The sequence below is a fragment of the Ensifer sp. M14 genome, assembly GCF_003355565.1.
Lineage (GTDB): Bacteria > Pseudomonadota > Alphaproteobacteria > Rhizobiales > Rhizobiaceae > Ensifer.
Genome location: NZ_QJNR01000004.1, coordinates 3,159,479 through 3,175,703 on the forward strand (window position 1 = coordinate 3,159,479; position 16,225 = coordinate 3,175,703).

Sequence of the window (16,225 nt, forward strand, 5' to 3'; positions counted from 1 at the left end):
CTTTCCTTAAGTGCCTGCCACCAGCATCACAGGCCGAGCAGGACCGAACCGAAGGCGATCTGACGCCCATCGCTGACGACATACTGTATCAGGACAAGGACCAGCGTGGCGATACAGGCAAAGACCAGACCGTCGACCCGATCCATGACCCCGCCATGCCCAGGAATGAGATGGCTCGAATCCTTGACGCCGAAGCGGCGCTTTATGAAGGATTCGAAGAGGTCCCCGATCTGGCTCGCGACGGAAAGAACCAGCGCCAACATCGGGATACGGAGGTCTTGCAGCGGGAAGTATGCCATAAAAGCGGCCGTTCCGGCTAGAACACCGCAGATGGTGCCGCCAATCGCACCGGACCAAGTCTTGCCGGGTGAAATGCGCGGTGCCAGCTTGGGTCCGCCGAGGGCGCGGCCGACGAAATAGGCAAGAATATCGGTACCCCAAACGACGGCGAAGACGAACAAAGTCGCCACCAGGCCAGGGTTGTCGGCGCCGCGCAGCGCAGCCAGCGAGATACCCGTCAATCCGGCGTAGACAATCCCGCCCGGTAGCCACCAACTCCCCTTCTTGAGCGATACCCAGAGCACCGTTATGACGACGGCAAGGAGCAGGGCCGGCAGACTATAGCCGATGTTTCCGAGAAGAATGAGCGCCACGATTATCGCCAGAGACAGCCAACCGAAGGCGTTGCCCTGGAAATCACGCTCCGCAAGACCGGTGATCGTCGACCATTCATAGTAGACGAGCAAGGCGATTGCCACCGAAAGCAGCTGGAAGGCCAAGCCGCCGAACCAGGTCGCGCCAAGGGCGACCGCAGCGAGCACCACTCCGGAAGCGATGCGAAGCTTGAGTTCTGTTTGCATTACGAACCAACCGCTAACGTCGGCTGCGCCAGACCGCCGAAGCGACGCTCGCGGCAGGCGAATTTCTCGAGTGCGGACAGGAACGTCTCGCGTGTGAAGTCTGGCCAAAGCTCGGGAACGAACAGCAGTTCCGAATAGGCGCCCTGCCACAACAGAAAGTTTGAAAGCCGCTCTTCGCCGCTGGTGCGAAGAATGAGATCCGGATCGGGTATCCCGGCTGTATCGAGCGAAGCGGCAATACGCTCCGGCGTGATGTCCTCGGGAGCCAGGCGTCCCTGGGCAACTTCCGTCGCCAGGCGTCGCATGGCGCGCGTCAACTCGTCACGCGCACCGTAATTGAAGGCGATCACCAGCGTAATGCCAGTATTTCCGCTCGTCGTCTCCTCGGCCTCGATCAGCAGGGGCAGGATGTCGCCCCGCAGGTTCGACCGCTCTCCGATAATCCGGATGCGGACATTTTCGCGATGCAGATCGGCAAGGTCACGGCGAATGAAAGCCTTGAGCAAGCCCATCAGATCCGTCACTTCGGCCTGCGGCCTGTTCCAGTTTTCCGATGAAAACGCAAAGAGCGTGAGGTAGCGAACCCCGGCTTCCGCCGCCGTTTTCACAGCGTCGCGCACCGCCTCAACACCCTTGCGGTGCCCCATCGTGCGCGGAAGTCCGCGCGCGTTCGCCCAGCGCCCGTTGCCATCCATGATGATGGCAACGTGTTCCGGAACGGTGATCGGGAGGAGATTTTGCATAAGGCGTCCGCGAAAGGAGACTCAAGGATCAGGGGCAGATCAGACCTGCATGATTTCCTTTTCCTTATCGGCGAGCAAGCGGTCGATATCGGAAATCGTTTCATCGGTCATCTTTTGCACCCGCTCGGACTGAGCACGGCTGATATCCTGTCCGATGTCGCCATCCTTTTCGGCTTTTTTCAGGTCGTCCATGCCATCGCGACGAACGTGCCTTACCGCGACCTTGGCCTTTTCGGCATAATCGTGCGCAACCTTGACCAGCGACTTGCGGCGCTCTTCGTTGAGTTCCGGCAGCGGGATGCGCAGGTTCTGGCCGTCGATGATCGGGTTCAGGCCGAGGTTCGATTCGCGGATGCCGCGATCGACGGCGCCCACCATCTGCTTGTCCCAGACCGAAACGGACAGCATGCGCGGTTCCGGCACGGTGATGTTTGCCACCTGATTGAGCGGAACACGCGAGCCATAGGCTTCAACGGTCACCGGATCGAGAACATTCGCCGACGCGCGGCCGGTACGCAGCGACGCGATATCGCTCTTGAATGCGGAGATAGCGCCATCCATACGACGCTTCAGTTCCTTCAGGTCTATACCTTCACTCATGGTCGAAAACTCCCGTTCTGTCTTTCATCGGCAGATAGCTGTCTGGCAGCTTCTAATTGTCCGTGACGATGGTGGCGCGGCCGCCGCCAGTCAATATCTCAGCAAAGCCGCCCTTCTCGTGGATCGAGAAGACGACGATCGGAATCGCATTTTCGCGCGCCAGCGCCACCGCTGCCACGTCCATCACCGCCAGGCCCTTTTCCAGGACGGCGCTGTGGGTCAGGTGGTCGAAGCGCGTCGCCGTCGGGTCCTTCTTCGGGTCGGCGGAATAGATGCCGTCCACCTGCGTGCCCTTGAAGATCGCCTCGGCGCCCATTTCGGCGGCGCGCAGAGCCGCGGCAGAATCAGTCGTGAAGAACGGGTTGCCGGTACCGCCCGCAAAGATCACCACGCGCCCGAGCGACAGATGGTAGAGCGTCGCGCGCTGCGAGAAGCTTTCGCAGATCTCGGGCATTGCGATTGCCGAGAGCACCACCGTGTCGATGTCGAGCTTGCGCAGCGAAGTCGCCAGCGCGAGCGCATTGATGACGGTTGCCAGCATGCCCATATGGTCGCCGGTCACTCGGTCGCCGCCCTTGGAGGCTACGGCGACGCCGCGAAAAATATTGCCGCCCCCGACGACGACGCCGACTTCGACGCCCATGCCGCGCGCTTCGGCAATGTCTGCCGCAATACGGTCGGCAACGGCCACATCGATACCGAAGCCCTGGCTTCCCATCAGGGCTTCACCGGAGGCTTTGAGTAGAACACGCTTGTAGATTGGCTCGGCCGGCATCATCGCTCCTGAACAGATCGGTACGCGTGCACGCAAAAGGCGCGCTGCGTATAAGGACATAGTGCGCTACCCGGTTTCAACCGCTGCGGAGCATTTTCCGGCGGGTCCGGCGCATTGACGAAGCCGGATACACGAAGGGCACCGCGTTGTCACGCGATGCCCTGAGGTTTTCCAAACAAGGGTGAAGAAATCAGCCCTTGGCGACAGCCGCAACTTCGGCTGCGAAGTCAGATTCTTCCTTCTCGACGCCTTCGCCGAGCAGAAGACGGGCCATGCCGGTCACTTCGATCGGTGCGCCAGCGAGCTTTTCAGCATCCTTGATGGCCTGGCCGACGGTGATTTCCGGGTTCATGACGAAGGCCTGCGACAGCAGCGCGACTTCTTCGAAGAACTTGCGCATGCGGCCTTCGACCATCTTTTCGATGATGTTGTCCGGCTTGCCCGAAGCGCGCGACTGTTCGATGAACACGTTGCGTTCGCGCTCGGCAACAGCGGCGTCGACTTCGTCAGCGCGGATGGCCAGCGGATTGGTGGCAGCAATGTGCATGGCGACCTGGCGGCCGACCGAGAACAGAACTTCCTTGTCGCCAACCGACTTCAGCGCGACGAGAACGCCGAGCTTGCCGATGCCGTCGCCGGCAGCGTTGTGGATGTAGGTGGCAACGACGCCGTCTTCGACCTGCAGCAGGGCTGCGCGGCGGAGCGTCATGTTCTCGCCGATGGTGGCGATCGCATCCTTGATCGTGTCGTCGACAGACTTGCCGGTTGCCGGGTAGTTGGCATTGGCAATGGCTTCGACAGAACCGTCGGTGCCGAGAGCAACGTTGGCAACACCGCGAACGAGTTCCTGGAAGGCTTCGTTGCGGGCAACGAAGTCGGTTTCGGAGTTGACTTCAACGACAACAGCCTTGACGCCGCCGCTAACGATACCGATGAGGCCTTCAGCAGCCGTGCGGCCCGACTTCTTGTCGGCCTTGGCGATGCCCTTGGCACGCAGCCAGTCGATCGCAGCTTCCATGTCGCCATTGGTTTCGGCGAGCGCCTTCTTGCAATCCATCATGCCTGCGCCGGTCTTTTCGCGCAGTTCCTTCACCATTGCTGCAGTTACACTCATCTTTTGCCTCTTTGTCTGTTTGGCTGGCGCGCTGCCCGCAAGAGGCGCGGCACCAGGAGGTTTGGCAGGGAATGGCTTGCGTATGTGACACCGTGATGAACGCGCCCACCGCTGTCGTGTCCGGTGCGCGGATCGCCGGCCCAAGCCGCCTCATCCCTCGCTGAAAAGAACAAGGCCGTTCAGATCTTTCATCCCAAACGGCCTCGTCCCGACATTAGATTGGTGCGGCGATCCTATGTCCGCCGCGCCGTCCGATCAGGCTTCGGAGGCTTCGTCGAGCGCCGGCTCGATCATAGCTTCAGCCGATGCGCCGAGATCGCGGCCCGATGCGCCCTGCTGACGGGCAATGCCGTCGATGGCTGCACGAGCGATGAGATCGCAGTAAAGAGCGATCGCACGCGATGCGTCGTCGTTGCCCGGGATCGGGTAGTCGATCTGGTCCGGATCGCAGTTGGAGTCGATGACGGCGACAACCGGGATGCCAAGACGCTTGGCTTCGTCGATTGCGATCGATTCCTTGTTGGTGTCGATGATGAACATCAGGTCCGGCGTGCCGCCCATGTCGCGGATACCGCCGAGAGCGCGGTTGAGCTTTTCGCGTTCGCGCTCAAGGTTCAGACGCTCCTTCTTCGTGAAGCCCGAAGCTTCCGAAGCGAGGATTTCGTCGAGCTTGCGCAGGCGCTGGATCGAGTTCGAAATCGTCTTCCAGTTGGTCATCATGCCGCCGAGCCAGCGAGCGTTGACGTAGTACTGGGCCGAACGCTTGGCAGCGTCAGCAATGATTTCCGAAGCCTGGCGCTTGGTGCCGACAAACAGGACGCGGCCGCCGTTGGCGACAGTGTCGCTAACAACCTGCAGTGCGCGCGACAGCATCGGAACGGTCTGTGCGAGGTCGATGATGTGAACGTTGTTACGATCGCCGAAGATGTAGGGTTTCATCTTCGGGTTCCAGCGATGTGTCTGGTGACCGAAGTGAATACCAGCCTCAAGCAGCTGGCGCATGCTAAAATCAGGCAATGCCATGCCTTTTCTCCTTTTCCGGTTGAACCTCCGCGAGACGTCGAGCTCTTCTTTCGAAAAACCCACCGGCGGAACGATCCGGATTTCTCCCGGAACATCCCATGCCTCACGTGTGGAATGGGCAGCCCCTTACCGGCAACTGCCCGACAAATCAAGACTTGGAGTCTGTTTTTGTCATATCGACTACTTGCATTCTTCCGATTTGAAGACTTCGAGGTCGGCGAGCTTACCGCTCAGCACGAAGTCGCCGTAGTCCATCGTCAGATCGCGGGTAATGCCGTTTTCGTACAGTTTGAACGACATGCGGTAGATCGGCAGCGCATCGCCGCTCTTGTCGTCGTTGAAGTAGGAGATGGTGACAGGCCAGTAATTCTCGGTCCCGAGCTTGCCAGCCTTGCCTGCATCCGGCTCGTCGGCCGTCGGTTTGCGCGACTTGCCGACGAAGGTCGAGGTGATCAGCGTCTTGTCACCCGAATCGGATCCGTCGAAGATCCGTGCCTCGAAGAAGCTTTCGCCCTTCTTTGCGCGGTCGATGACCTCGACCATATGCTCGGTCGGAAACCGGCTTGCCGCCAGCTCGACCTCACGCTTGTCCGGCGCGGTCAACTCGACCTTGACGCCGGTCTTGTCGTCATGAGCCGTGCCGCGCACTTCCTTGTCGAGCTTCTCGTCGGTGAACGAGCGCGTCAAAAAGCGGAAGTTGCCGGACTTCAGATCCTCATAGGTGGTCGTCTGCTGGTCGGTCATGCGCGTTTCTTCGCCGGTATTGACCTGCGTCACGAAGCGGAAACTGACCGTGTATCCCTCGCAGGCCGATCCGTTGAACTCGTAGACCATCCGGCCGTACATGCCGGAAATGCCCGATCGGTCGGAAGCGTCCTTGAGCTCGAGGTCATAGACGGCTCGATGCGGCACAAGGACATTTGCGCTCGCCGCGCTGAGGCCTGAAACCGTCATCGCTGCAAAGCAAACGCTGCCGAAACTGGCGAGACCGAAGCCTTTACGAAACATCCGTTTCCTCCTGTTGGACTCGCCGGCAATGCTATAAACAAGCTTTCGGCAGAAGCGAGGCGTCACCACATTTAAATGCCGTCGCCCACCGCGATCCGGCCTGAATGCCGGATTTTAACACAAAAGACAACAACGGAGCTTTCCATGTCCGCAGAGATCGAAACGCGCCTCAAGGACCTCGGCGTCACCCTTCCCCAGGCGGCAGCGCCGGCGGCGAATTACGTACCCTACGTCATCAGCGGCTCGATGCTCTACATCTCCGGACAGCTGCCGATGGAAGGCGGGAAGATCGCAGTGACCGGTCATGTGGGCAAGGACGTCGATGTCGCGGGCGCCCAGCGCGCCGCCGAACTCTGCGCGATCAATATTCTCGCCCAGGCCAAATCCGCGCTCGGCGGCGACCTCGGCCGCATCCGCCGGCTGGTCAAGATCAACGGCTTCGTTGCCTCCACACCGGAATTCATCGAACAGCATCTTGTGCTCAACGGTGCCTCCAACCTGCTGGCCAACGTGCTCGGCGAGGCCGGCAAGCATGCGCGCGCTGCCGTCGGCATGGCCGCCCTGCCCTTCAATGCCGCCGTCGAGATCGACGCCGTCATCGAGATCGCGTGATCGGGTGCCAGGCATGACCGATATTTCCTGGCTGAAAGCGCAGCCGATCGCCCATCGTGGCTATCATGACATGAACAAGCAGATCTGGGAAAACACGCTTTCGGCGTTTTCCCGCGCTGCCGATGCCGGCTTCGCCATTGAGTGCGACCTGCAATACACCGCCGACAGCGTTCCGGTGGTTTTCCATGACGACGACACCGAGCGGCTGTGCGGCATCAAGGGCGATGTGCGCTCGAGAACGGCAGGCGAACTCGGCCTGATGGCGATCGGCGGCACGAAGGACAAGATCCCGACGCTGTCGCAGATGCTGCGCCTTGTCAAAGGGCGCGTGCCGCTCGTCATCGAACTCAAGGGACGCAAGGGCGACGACGAGGGTTTTGCCGCCGCCGTGCTCGAAACGCTCGAGGGCTACAAGGGCCATGTGGCGCTAATGAGCTTCGACCATTGGCTGCTCAAGGACCTGAAAGCGCTCGATGCGCCCTATCCGCTCGGGCTGACCGCCGAGGGTGCGAGGCCGGAAACCTTTTTCGTGCACGAAGAGGCCATGCAGCTCGGCCTCGACTTCATCTCCTATCACTACGGCCATCTGCCGAATTCGTTCATCACCAAGGAACGCACGCTCGGCCGGACGATCATCACCTGGACCGTGCGCGACAGGCAGGCCGAAGACTACACCTATGCCCATGCCGACCAGATGACCTTCGAGGGTTTCGACCCGCGGGAGGCCTTGATTTCCTGAGCTCATGTCCGACGCCGTCACCATCCGCATAGAGCAATCCTTTGCCGATATACCGGCAGCGCGCTGGAACATGCTTTCCGGCGCGGTGAAGGGACGAGACGAAGCGGTCTATAACCCGTTCGTCTCGCACGCCTATCTCTCGGCGCTGGAGGAATCGGGTTCAGCCACCGCCAAGACCGGCTGGCTCGGCCAACACCTGCTGCTGGAAGGCGCCGGCGGAGACCTTCTCGGGGCGCTCGTCTGCTATCTGAAGAACCACAGCCAGGGCGAATATGTCTTCGATCATGGCTGGGCGGATGCATTCGAGCGTGCCGGCGGCCGGTACTATCCCAAGCTTCAAGGTTCCATCCCCTTTACGCCGGCAACGGGGCCGCGCCTTTTGACCGTTTCGGATCAAGACGGCTCGGCCGTCCAGGATGGACTTGCTGCAGGGCTTAAGGAGTTAACACGGCGGCACGATGCCTCGTCGGCGCATGTGACTTTCGCTCCGGAGGCAGAGATGCCGACCTTCGAACGAGCTGGGTTCCTGCACCGTACCGACCAACAGTTCCATTTCCTTAACGAAGGTTATGGCTCGCATGACGACTTCCTGGAGACGCTGGCTTCCCGAAAACGCAAGGCCTTGAAAAAGGAGCGCCGCGCGGCGCTCGAAAACGGCATCACCATAGACTGGTTGACCGGCAGCGACCTGACGGAAGCGATCTGGGATCAGTTCTTCACGTTCTACATGGATACCGGCAGCCGCAAGTGGGGGCGCCCGTATCTCACGCGCGCCTTCTATTCGCTGATCGGCGAGCGCATGCCAGACGACATCGTCCTGATGATGGCGCGACGCAACGGCCGCTACATCGCCGGCGCGATCAACTTCATCGGTGGCGACGCCCTATATGGCCGCCACTGGGGCTGCATCGAGGACCACCCTTTCCTGCATTTCGAGGTCTGCTACCACCAGGCCATCGATTTCGCGATCGCAAAGGGCCTCAAGCGCGTGGAAGCCGGTGCGCAGGGCGAGCACAAGCTCGCCCGCGGCTACATGCCGGTTACGACCCATTCGGCCCACTACATCAGCCATCCCGGCCTTGCCCACGCAGTCGAGGATTATCTCGTTCGCGAACGCAGAGATGTGGAAGAAACGGCCGAGTTTCTTGCCGAGCACGGCCCTTTCCGAAAAGGTGAGCGCCAGGACGATTGAACCGCTCTCCGGCACTGACCGGATCCAATCTACGAGGAAAAACAATGAGCGCTTACGACACCAACAACATCTTCGCGAAGATCCTGCGAGGTGAGATCCCGTCGCACCGTGTCTACGAGGACGATGCGACAATCGCCTTTATGGACGTGATGCCGCAGGCTGAAGGCCACATGCTCGTCGTCCCCAAGGCACCTTCGCGCAACCTGCTCGATGCCGACGCTGCGAGCCTGCCGGCACTGATCACCGCCGTCCAGAAAATCGCCGTCGCCGCCAAGGAGGCCTTTGACGCCGACGGCGTGACGATCATGCAGTTCAACGAGGCGCCCGCCGGCCAGTCGGTGTTCCATCTGCACTTCCACGTCATTCCGCGGCGCGACGGCGTTCCGCTGAAGCCGCATTCGGGCACGATGGAAGATGGCGCGGTGCTGGCCGCCAATGCCGAGAAGGTGCGCCAGGCGCTTTGAATGCAAATCTGACGGCCGCGTCAGCGGCCGTCATCGGCTGGGTAAAAAGTCCTTAAAAGCCCAGCCACCAAAGACCGGCCGCCAACGTCGCAATGGTCGTCGCGATGCCGATTGCCGGTCTGCGACCGAGCAGGAAGAATGCCGATGCTCCGATCGCGACGGCACCCAGGCGAAGCCAGAGCGGCGACTGCTCAAGCACGCCTGTGGGATAGAGGATCAGCTTGGCGATGACGGCAGCGACGAGCGCCGTCGCCACCGCCCTCACCCAGTTTAGCGCCTCGGAATCGTCGCGTAGCCGATTTCCTGCAATCACGCCGAGCCACCGCCAGACGTCGGTCGCAAGCCAGCCGGCGATCGCAATGAAGGCGTAGGCCCACCAACCATCCTGCCAAGTCATGCGCCGATCTCCCGGCGACGGCGCCAGAGCCGCTCCGTGGCCCACGCGAGCGTGCCGCCGCCGACGCCGGCAAGCAGGATGTCGAATTCGGGCACGAGCCAATAGAACAAGGGCCCCGCGACGAGGCCGACAATCAGCGCGATATAGACGACGGGATGGCGCGCCGAATGCCAGATCGACGCCAGGAAATAGATCGGCGTCAGGAAAAACAGGCAACCCGCGACGATGGGCGGAAAATCGGCAACGAAGTGATAGACGACGCCGACCAGCACCATGTTGGCGACGACCAGCGTGATGCCGAAGCCGGCGAAGAAGGCGACACGTTTTTCGCGCGGCACTGCCTGCACCTTCTCCATCGCAAACACCCAGGCGGTGATCGCGACGAAATGCGACAAAAACAGCAAGAGCCATGTCGGTGTCTTCGACGTGCGCAACTCGGGAATGAGCGCAGCAACCATCGGCATCAACCGGACGGACGAGAGCGAGACGGCAATGAAGGCGGCCGCGAGGCTTGCGCCACTCATCATCGAGCTGACGAGAATGACCTTGGCCGGCAGTGCCCAGACCATGCCGGTCATGAACACGACCTGCTCCGGCGGAATGCCAGCCTGCGCCGTCAGCGAACAGAAGCCGACGAAGGACAACATCAGGATAAAGGCGGGAAGGCTGAACAGGCCGCGCATGCCGCTCAGAAACCAGACGACCGACGACTGGCCGTTTTCATCACTTTTCATCAGCCATTCCGGATTGTTCTATTCAGAAAAACGCCGCCGGATGAGTTCATCCGGCAGCGCCAAACATCGTGTCCGATGGGACTACTTCTTCCGCGGCACCTTCGGCACCGTCTTGCCCTTTCGGGGGCTTGCCGCGTCCGTATCCTTGGCCCCGGCATCGGAAGGCGCCTTGGCGGCTGCCTTCTTAGGCTTGGCCTTCGGTGCGGGCTCGGCGCCGACAGCTTCCTTTTCCTCAGCCTTTTTCGGCTTGGCGCTCTTCATCGCCGGGCGTGTCACTTCCGCCTTCGGCTTGATCGGCGCCGTTTCCGGTACGGCATCAAGCAACAGCCCCCTGGTTCCGTCGGGCTTTGTGCCGATCGTCACCCTGAGGACGCCACCCTTCTTCAGCTTGCCGAACAAAATTTCGTCGGCAAGCGGCTTCTTGATGTGTTCCTGGATGACGCGCGCCAGTGGCCGCGCACCCATCTTCTCGTCGTAGCCCTTCTCGGCAAGCCAAGCGATGGCATCGGGTGCAAGATCGAACGTGACGTTGCGTTCGGCAAGCTGGGTTTCCAGCTGCATGACGAACTTCTGCACCACCTGGTGGATAACCGGCGTCGGCAGCGATGCGAACGGGATGACCGCATCGAGACGGTTGCGGAACTCGGGCGTGAACAGGCGGTTCAGCGCTTCCTCGTCCTCACCGGTGCGCTTGGACGAGCCGAAGCCGATTGCGGCCCGTGCCATTTCCGAAGCGCCTGCATTGGTCGTCATGATCAGAATGACGTTACGGAAGTCGATCTTCTTGCCGTTGTGATCCGTGAGCGAGCCATGGTCCATGACCTGCAGCAGGATGTTGAACAGGTCCGGATGCGCCTTTTCGATTTCGTCGAGCAGCAGCACGCAGTGCGGATGCTGGTCGACGCCATCGGTCAGGAGGCCGCCCTGGTCGAAACCGACATAGCCGGGAGGTGCACCGAGCAGCCGCGATACGGTGTGCCGCTCCATATACTCCGACATGTCGAAGCGCAGAAGCTCGACGCCGAGCGACGTTGCCAGCTGCTTGGCGACTTCGGTCTTGCCGACGCCCGTCGGGCCCGAAAAGACGTAGCAGCCGATCGGCTTGTTCGGTTCGCGCAGGCCCGCACGGGCAAGCTTAATCGACGACGCCAGCGCCTCGATCGCCAGATCCTGACCGTAGACGACGGAGCGCAGCTCCTTCTCGAGATTGGCCAGCACCGCCTCGTCGTCCTTGGAGACGGTTTTTGGCGGAATGCGGGCCATGGTCGCGATGGTGGCTTCGATCTCGCGTTCGGTGATCAGCTTGCGGCGCTTGCTGATCGGCAGCAGCATCTGCGCGGCTCCGGATTCGTCGATCACGTCGATCGCCTTGTCCGGCAGCTTGCGGTCGTTGATGTAGCGGGCCGAAAGCTCGACCGCGGCCTTGATCGCCTCATTGGAGTATTTCAGGTGATGATAGTCCTCGAAGTAAGGCTTCAGACCCTTCATGATCTCGATCGTATCGGCGATCGTCGGCTCGTTGACATCGATCTTCTGGAAGCGACGGACGAGCGCGCGATCCTTTTCGAAGAACTGCCGGTACTCCTTGTAGGTGGTCGATCCGATGCAGCGGATCGCACCCGACGAAAGCGCAGGCTTCAACAGGTTCGAGGCATCCATCGCACCGCCCGAGGTGGCGCCGGCACCGATGACGGTGTGGATTTCATCGATAAACAGTACCGCACCCGGATAGTCCTCAAGTTCCTTGACGACCTGCTTCAGGCGCTCTTCGAAATCGCCGCGATAGCGCGTGCCGGCCAACAGCGTGCCCATGTCGAGCGAGAAGATCGTCGCGTCCTGGAGCGCCTCCGGCACCTTCTTCTCAATGATGCGCTTGGCAAGGCCCTCGGCGATCGCCGTCTTGCCGACGCCTGGATCGCCGACATAGAGCGGATTGTTTTTCGAGCGGCGGCAGAGAATCTGGATCGTGCGGTTGACTTCGGCGTGCCGGCCGATCAGCGGATCAATCTTGCCGGATTTCGCCTTTTCATTGAGGTTGACGCAATAGGCCGTCAGCGCGTCCTGTTGCTTCTTGGCGCTCGCCTCTTCGTTTTCACGGGCAGGCTTCTGCTCGGATTCGTGTTCCTCTGCCCCGCGCACCGGACGTGCCTCGGAGCTTCCCGGCCGTTTGCCGATACCATGCGAGATGAAGTTGACCGCGTCGTAGCGCGTCATTTCCTGCTCCTGCAGGAAGTAGGCGGCATGGCTTTCGCGCTCGGCGAAGATCGCAACGAGCACATTTGCCCCGGTCACTTCCTCGCGACCCGACGATTGAACGTGGATGACGGCCCGCTGGATAACGCGCTGGAAGCCGGCGGTCGGCTTCGAATCCTCATCATAGCCGGTGATCAGGTTCGACAGTTCGTTGTCGACATAGTCTGTCACGGTCTTGCGCAGCGTCTCGAGATTGACGTTGCACGCGCCCATCACGGCCGCTGCATCGGCATCGTCTATCAATGCCAGAAGCAGATGCTCAAGCGTCGCATATTCGTGGTGGCGCTCGTTGGCAAAAGTCAGTGCCTGGTGCAGCGCCTTTTCGAGGCTGGGCGAAAATGTTGGCACGTTAGTTCCTCATTTCTTTTCCATGACGCATTGCAACGGATGCTGATGCTGGCGGGCGAAATCCATCACCTGCGTCACCTTCGTTTCGGCGACTTCGTACGTAAAGACGCCGCACTCCCCCACACCGTGATTGTGGACGTGGAGCATAATGCGAGTCGCCTCTTCCGGATTCTTCTGAAAAAAACGTTCCAGAATGTGGATGACAAACTCCATCGGCGTGTAATCGTCATTCAAAAGCAGAACGCGATACAAACTCGGCTTCTTGGTCTTCGGCTTGGTGCGCGTGATGACGGAGGTGCTGCGGTTGCTTCCACCTCCTTCGTCGTCGCTTCCTTGCTGCATCCGGACCGGCATGGCGATCATTCGTGTCTTTTCCTTAGTACAAGCCGCGGATCCATCGAACATGGCCGCAGCGTGCTTGCCCTTTATCTAATGGTTCGTTTCTGGATTTTAAGACCGAACCAACGCACTGCAATCATAATCGCACGGAGAGGCATAAGATTGATCAACTTTCTTCGATCCACCGAGAAGTGTGCGAAACAGCAAAAAGGCCGGTCGCTTCATCGGCGACCGGCCTTCCAATGACGGCAATGATCCGTTGCGTTACGCTGCGGCGGCGGCCTTGACCGCTGCGGTCGCCTTGGCAACCGGCGCTTCGTACGGCTTGTAGGCGTCCTTGGCGAGGTCGGCATACATTTCGCCGATCTTGGTCGCCTCGGCGAAGAAGCCTTCGTAGCTCGACTTCAGGAAATTGGTCTGGAGTTCGAAAGCCGTCTCGACGCTCTTGACGCTGGAGAGCTTCTCCACATGCGCAACGCTGTCTTCGAAGGACTTCTTGGAAAAATCGGCAGCCTCGGTCGCAATGGCCTGAAGGCCCTTGGTCCAGGCGGAATAGCTCTTCACAGCCACGTCAATGGCTTCTTTGCTTTTCTTGTTTGCATCATCGAAGTTGAACATCGGGTGTCTCCTTAGTGACGGCCTGATCTGGAGGCTTCAGTTTATGTGCACTGCACAAAAAGTCAAGTCGAGCGTGCGCTGCAATAAAACACAATGCTTGCAACAGCTTGATGAAAAACGCCACGGATGTTGAAAATTCTTCGGCTTTGCGCCCCGAAAAACGTCAAGGCATAGAAAAACCCGGCGCGATCGCTCGCCACCGGGTCATTTCCTGGAACGGTCGATCGGCGACTTAGAGGTCGATGTCGAGGATCGCCATGGAGAAGTTGTAGGACAGTTCCCCATCTTCCTCATCGCGGAAGACGACGCCGAGGAATTCGTCACCGAGATAGACTTCAGCCGACTCGTCCTTCTTCGGGCGAGCCTTGACGACCATCGACTGGTTGAACGTGCGCTTGAGATAGGCTTCAAGCTTGCGGATTTCTTCGGGCTTCAAATGTCTTCTCCGTAGCCGTTTTTGATGTGCGGCGCTTCTCGCACGCTGCGTTGGCGGGTGTAAACCCCTCGAAAGCAGCTACGCACCGGTTCCCGATGGTTCAAATTTCGAAGCTTGTCAGGATCTGGTCCATCTGGCGCGACGGTTCGGAACAGCCGGCTTCGCCGACGACCTTGGCCGGAACGCCCGCAACCGTCGTTTTCGGCGGCACCGGCTTCAGGACGACCGAGCCGGCGGCAATGCGCGAGCAGTGACCAATGTGAATATTGCCGAGAATCTTGGCGCCTGCGCCGATCAGCACGCCGTCGGCGATCTTCGGATGGCGGTCGCTGCCCTCCTTGCCGGTGCCGCCAAGCGTGACGCCGTGAAGGATCGAAACGTTGTCGCCGATGACCGCGGTTTCGCCCACCACCAACCCGGTGGCGTGATCGAGGAAGATGCCTCGGCCGATCCGGGCGGCCGGATTGATATCGGTCTGGTAGACGCTGGATGCCCTGCTCTGCAGATAGAACGCGAAATCCCGGCGCCCGCGCTTCAGGAGCCAATGGGCGAGACGGTGCGTCTGGATGGCGTGGAAACCCTTGAAGTAAAGCACGGGCTCGATGAACCGGGTGCAGGCCGGATCACGGTCATAGACCGCCTGGATGTCGACGCGCAGGATCGTGCCCCATTCCGGCCAATCCTCCAGCATGTCGGCAAATGTCTGCCGCAGGAGGTTCGCCTGCAGATCGGGATGATCGAGGCGCTCGCAGATGCGGTAGACGACGCTTTCTTCCAGCGAATGCTGGTTGACGACCGTGGAATAGAGGAACGCTGCCAGCATCGGATCCTGCTCGGCGGCGAGGCGTGCCTCCTCGCGCAGGCTGCTCCAGATCGGATCCATCAGCTTGAGGGATTCCGTCTGACGAAGTTCGGTCGTCGCGACCATCGTCGCACTCCTTCTTAATCGGTCTATGCCGTCAATATAGGGGAAATCCGGCAGGACATAAATGGTCAGCATCCACTTCGACCAAAGGTCGTAGACGCACCTAAGCTCGCCCCACCTCTTCGAGGAATTCGAGCACCGCCTTCTTGAACACCCGGTCGCCGACCGCAAGCATATGGTCCCTGCCCGGAATATCAAGCGCACGGGCATTCGGCATCAGGTCGGCAAGCTCCTGCGGCGAGCCGGCGATATCGTCCTTGGTGCCGACGCCAATCAGGGTTGGAACATCGATGCGTCCCATGTCCTCGTCGGTCAGCAGGTCGCGCGAGGTCGAGATGCAGGCGGCCAGCGCCTGACGATCGCTTTTGGTCTGGTCGGCAAAGGCGCGGAACATGCGGCCACGCGCGTGTGTCACGACGTCGAGCGACGGCGCCACAAGCGCATCGGCGATCGGGTCCCAGTCGCCGACCCCCGTCACCATGCCGATACCGAGCCCGCCAAAGACCAGAGAGCGCACGCGATCGGGATGAGCCAAGGCCAGGAACGCCGAGATGCGCGCGCCCATGGAATAGCCCATGACATGCGCCTCGGCGATGCCGAGATGCCCGAGCAACGCGATCGCGTCGCCGGCCATCTGCTGGGGATGGTAGACGGCCGGATCATAGGGCTTGCTGCTTTTGCCATGCCCGCGGTTGTCGAACGCGATCACCCGGTAGCCGGCATCGCCAAGCGTCTTCAGCCAGCCGGGAAAAACCCAGTTGACGTTGGCGCTCGAGGCAAAGCCGTGAATGAGCAGGATCGGCGGACCGGACGGATCGCCTTCGTCGAAGAAGGCAATATCCAGCCCCTCATGCGTGAAGTGCGAAAATGGGGGCGGATTGAGATCCATCATTCTGGTCCTTGAGGCGGCGGCGGTTTGGCGCAACCTAATTTGTCGCTCCGAAGAGGGAAACCCCGAGCCCGCAAAAACCACAGGTGCGGCGTGTTTGCCGCTACACTTTTGCGACAAAGCTCACTATGGTGCCGGCAAATTCGACCCTCAAAG

General features: G+C 60.5%; 19 protein-coding genes. 4 read left to right on the forward strand and 15 right to left on the reverse strand.

Features of this window, described 5'->3' with window-relative positions; all coding sequences use genetic code 11:
- Positions 1 to 26 precede the first annotated feature (26 nt).
- The 7 genes from BLJAPNOD_RS15265 to BLJAPNOD_RS15300 all read right to left on the reverse strand — a co-directional run bounded on the left by BLJAPNOD_RS15265 (position 27) and on the right by BLJAPNOD_RS15300 (position 6,123).
- Entirely contained in the window at positions 27 to 860 is an 834-nt protein-coding gene (locus BLJAPNOD_RS15265) for a phosphatidate cytidylyltransferase (protein WP_077498293.1), read from the reverse strand.
- A complete protein-coding gene (locus tag BLJAPNOD_RS15270; protein WP_077498294.1) occupies positions 860 to 1,603 on the reverse strand; it encodes an isoprenyl transferase in 744 nt (247 codons plus the stop codon). The genes BLJAPNOD_RS15265 and BLJAPNOD_RS15270 overlap by 1 nt, the downstream gene beginning before the upstream one ends.
- A 39-nt stretch (positions 1,604 to 1,642) precedes the next feature.
- Positions 1,643 to 2,203, reverse strand: a complete 561-nt coding sequence (frr, locus tag BLJAPNOD_RS15275) for a ribosome recycling factor (protein ID WP_115420405.1) — start codon at positions 2,201 to 2,203, stop codon at positions 1,643 to 1,645.
- A 52-nt stretch (positions 2,204 to 2,255) separates the two neighbouring features.
- Positions 2,256 to 2,978, reverse strand: a complete 723-nt coding sequence (gene pyrH, locus BLJAPNOD_RS15280; RefSeq protein WP_115421304.1) for a UMP kinase — start codon at positions 2,976 to 2,978, stop codon at positions 2,256 to 2,258.
- 190 nt (positions 2,979 to 3,168) lie between these two features.
- On the reverse strand, positions 3,169 to 4,092 hold the full coding sequence (tsf, locus tag BLJAPNOD_RS15285) for a translation elongation factor Ts (RefSeq protein ID WP_077498296.1): 924 nt from the start codon (positions 4,090 to 4,092) through the stop codon (positions 3,169 to 3,171).
- A 255-nt stretch (positions 4,093 to 4,347) separates the two neighbouring features.
- Complete coding sequence (rpsB, locus tag BLJAPNOD_RS15290) at positions 4,348 to 5,115, reverse strand: 30S ribosomal protein S2 (RefSeq protein ID WP_077498297.1); 768 nt, start codon at positions 5,113 to 5,115, stop codon at positions 4,348 to 4,350.
- A gap of 180 nt (positions 5,116 to 5,295) precedes the next feature.
- On the reverse strand, positions 5,296 to 6,123 hold the full coding sequence (locus BLJAPNOD_RS15300; RefSeq protein ID WP_115420406.1) for a cell envelope integrity EipB family protein: 828 nt from the start codon (positions 6,121 to 6,123) through the stop codon (positions 5,296 to 5,298).
- A 144-nt stretch (positions 6,124 to 6,267) separates the two neighbouring features.
- Here BLJAPNOD_RS15300 and BLJAPNOD_RS15305 point away from each other — a divergent pair, with 144 nt between their 5' ends.
- From BLJAPNOD_RS15305 to BLJAPNOD_RS15320, 4 genes are read left to right on the forward strand one after another with little or no spacing between them, the layout of a single operon-like run.
- Positions 6,268 to 6,735, forward strand: a complete 468-nt coding sequence (locus tag BLJAPNOD_RS15305; RefSeq protein WP_077498299.1) for a RidA family protein — start codon at positions 6,268 to 6,270, stop codon at positions 6,733 to 6,735.
- Positions 6,736 to 6,748: 13 nt separating this feature from the next.
- Entirely contained in the window at positions 6,749 to 7,474 is a 726-nt protein-coding gene (locus BLJAPNOD_RS15310) for a glycerophosphodiester phosphodiesterase (protein ID WP_077498300.1), read from the forward strand.
- Positions 7,475 to 7,478: 4 nt separating this feature from the next.
- On the forward strand, positions 7,479 to 8,666 hold the full coding sequence (locus BLJAPNOD_RS15315) for a GNAT family N-acetyltransferase (protein WP_115420407.1): 1,188 nt from the start codon (positions 7,479 to 7,481) through the stop codon (positions 8,664 to 8,666).
- 44 nt (positions 8,667 to 8,710) lie between these two features.
- Positions 8,711 to 9,130, forward strand: coding sequence for an HIT family protein (locus tag BLJAPNOD_RS15320; RefSeq protein WP_077498302.1), 420 nt, complete (start codon positions 8,711 to 8,713; stop codon positions 9,128 to 9,130).
- A gap of 52 nt (positions 9,131 to 9,182) precedes the next feature.
- On the opposite strand, the gene BLJAPNOD_RS15325 is transcribed toward BLJAPNOD_RS15320, so the two are convergent.
- The 8 genes from BLJAPNOD_RS15325 to BLJAPNOD_RS15360 all read right to left on the reverse strand — a co-directional run bounded on the left by BLJAPNOD_RS15325 (position 9,183) and on the right by BLJAPNOD_RS15360 (position 16,069).
- Positions 9,183 to 9,527 (reverse strand): AzlD domain-containing protein, encoded by a 345-nt coding sequence (locus BLJAPNOD_RS15325; RefSeq protein WP_115420408.1) that lies wholly within the window; start codon positions 9,525 to 9,527, stop codon positions 9,183 to 9,185.
- Positions 9,524 to 10,261 (reverse strand): AzlC family ABC transporter permease, encoded by a 738-nt coding sequence (locus tag BLJAPNOD_RS15330; RefSeq protein ID WP_115420409.1) that lies wholly within the window; start codon positions 10,259 to 10,261, stop codon positions 9,524 to 9,526. Before BLJAPNOD_RS15330 ends, BLJAPNOD_RS15325 begins: the two co-directional genes overlap by 4 nt.
- A gap of 81 nt (positions 10,262 to 10,342) precedes the next feature.
- Entirely contained in the window at positions 10,343 to 12,862 is a 2,520-nt protein-coding gene (gene clpA, locus BLJAPNOD_RS15335; RefSeq protein ID WP_077498305.1) for an ATP-dependent Clp protease ATP-binding subunit ClpA, read from the reverse strand.
- A gap of 9 nt (positions 12,863 to 12,871) precedes the next feature.
- Positions 12,872 to 13,225: an ATP-dependent Clp protease adapter ClpS gene (gene clpS / locus BLJAPNOD_RS15340; RefSeq protein WP_025426809.1), complete on the reverse strand. Its 354-nt coding sequence runs from the start codon at positions 13,223 to 13,225 to the stop codon at positions 12,872 to 12,874.
- A 240-nt stretch (positions 13,226 to 13,465) separates the two neighbouring features.
- The gene (locus BLJAPNOD_RS15345) at positions 13,466 to 13,819 is read right to left on the reverse strand and encodes a phasin family protein (RefSeq protein ID WP_025426808.1); all 354 of its coding nucleotides are present in this window, start codon (positions 13,817 to 13,819) and stop codon (positions 13,466 to 13,468) included.
- 232 nt (positions 13,820 to 14,051) lie between these two features.
- Complete coding sequence (locus tag BLJAPNOD_RS15350; RefSeq protein WP_003535016.1) at positions 14,052 to 14,255, reverse strand: DUF3126 family protein; 204 nt, start codon at positions 14,253 to 14,255, stop codon at positions 14,052 to 14,054.
- 100 nt (positions 14,256 to 14,355) lie between these two features.
- A complete protein-coding gene (gene cysE / locus BLJAPNOD_RS15355; protein ID WP_115420410.1) occupies positions 14,356 to 15,183 on the reverse strand; it encodes a serine O-acetyltransferase in 828 nt (275 codons plus the stop codon).
- A 100-nt stretch (positions 15,184 to 15,283) separates the two neighbouring features.
- Complete coding sequence (locus BLJAPNOD_RS15360) at positions 15,284 to 16,069, reverse strand: alpha/beta hydrolase (RefSeq protein ID WP_115420411.1); 786 nt, start codon at positions 16,067 to 16,069, stop codon at positions 15,284 to 15,286.
- Positions 16,070 to 16,225: the final 156 nt, after the last annotated feature.

Excerpts from the sequence above, each read along its gene's own strand:
- frr (WP_115420405.1), bottom strand. The coding sequence starts at position 2,203 with ATGAGTGAAGGTATAGACCTGAAGGAACTGAAGCGTCGTATGGATGGC.
- pyrH (WP_115421304.1), bottom strand. The coding sequence starts at position 2,978 with ATGCCGGCCGAGCCAATCTACAAGCGTGTTCTACTCAAAGCCTCCGGT.
- rpsB (WP_077498297.1), bottom strand. The coding sequence starts at position 5,115 with ATGGCATTGCCTGATTTTAGCATGCGCCAGCTGCTTGAGGCTGGTATT.
- BLJAPNOD_RS15320 (WP_077498302.1), top strand. The coding sequence starts at position 8,711 with ATGAGCGCTTACGACACCAACAACATCTTCGCGAAGATCCTGCGAGGT.
- BLJAPNOD_RS15325 (WP_115420408.1), bottom strand. The coding sequence starts at position 9,527 with ATGACTTGGCAGGATGGTTGGTGGGCCTACGCCTTCATTGCGATCGCC.
- BLJAPNOD_RS15360 (WP_115420411.1), bottom strand. The coding sequence starts at position 16,069 with ATGGATCTCAATCCGCCCCCATTTTCGCACTTCACGCATGAGGGGCTG.
- clpS (WP_025426809.1), bottom strand. The coding sequence starts at position 13,225 with ATGATCGCCATGCCGGTCCGGATGCAGCAAGGAAGCGACGACGAAGGA.
- BLJAPNOD_RS15305 (WP_077498299.1), top strand. The coding sequence starts at position 6,268 with ATGTCCGCAGAGATCGAAACGCGCCTCAAGGACCTCGGCGTCACCCTT.
- BLJAPNOD_RS15310 (WP_077498300.1), top strand. The coding sequence starts at position 6,749 with ATGACCGATATTTCCTGGCTGAAAGCGCAGCCGATCGCCCATCGTGGC.
- BLJAPNOD_RS15330 (WP_115420409.1), bottom strand. The coding sequence starts at position 10,261 with ATGAAAAGTGATGAAAACGGCCAGTCGTCGGTCGTCTGGTTTCTGAGC.
- cysE (WP_115420410.1), bottom strand. The coding sequence starts at position 15,183 with ATGGTCGCGACGACCGAACTTCGTCAGACGGAATCCCTCAAGCTGATG.
- BLJAPNOD_RS15345 (WP_025426808.1), bottom strand. The coding sequence starts at position 13,819 with ATGTTCAACTTCGATGATGCAAACAAGAAAAGCAAAGAAGCCATTGAC.
- BLJAPNOD_RS15270 (WP_077498294.1), bottom strand. The coding sequence starts at position 1,603 with ATGCAAAATCTCCTCCCGATCACCGTTCCGGAACACGTTGCCATCATC.
- BLJAPNOD_RS15265 (WP_077498293.1), bottom strand. The coding sequence starts at position 860 with ATGCAAACAGAACTCAAGCTTCGCATCGCTTCCGGAGTGGTGCTCGCT.
- BLJAPNOD_RS15300 (WP_115420406.1), bottom strand. The coding sequence starts at position 6,123 with ATGTTTCGTAAAGGCTTCGGTCTCGCCAGTTTCGGCAGCGTTTGCTTT.
- BLJAPNOD_RS15315 (WP_115420407.1), top strand. The coding sequence starts at position 7,479 with ATGTCCGACGCCGTCACCATCCGCATAGAGCAATCCTTTGCCGATATA.
- tsf (WP_077498296.1), bottom strand. The coding sequence starts at position 4,092 with ATGAGTGTAACTGCAGCAATGGTGAAGGAACTGCGCGAAAAGACCGGC.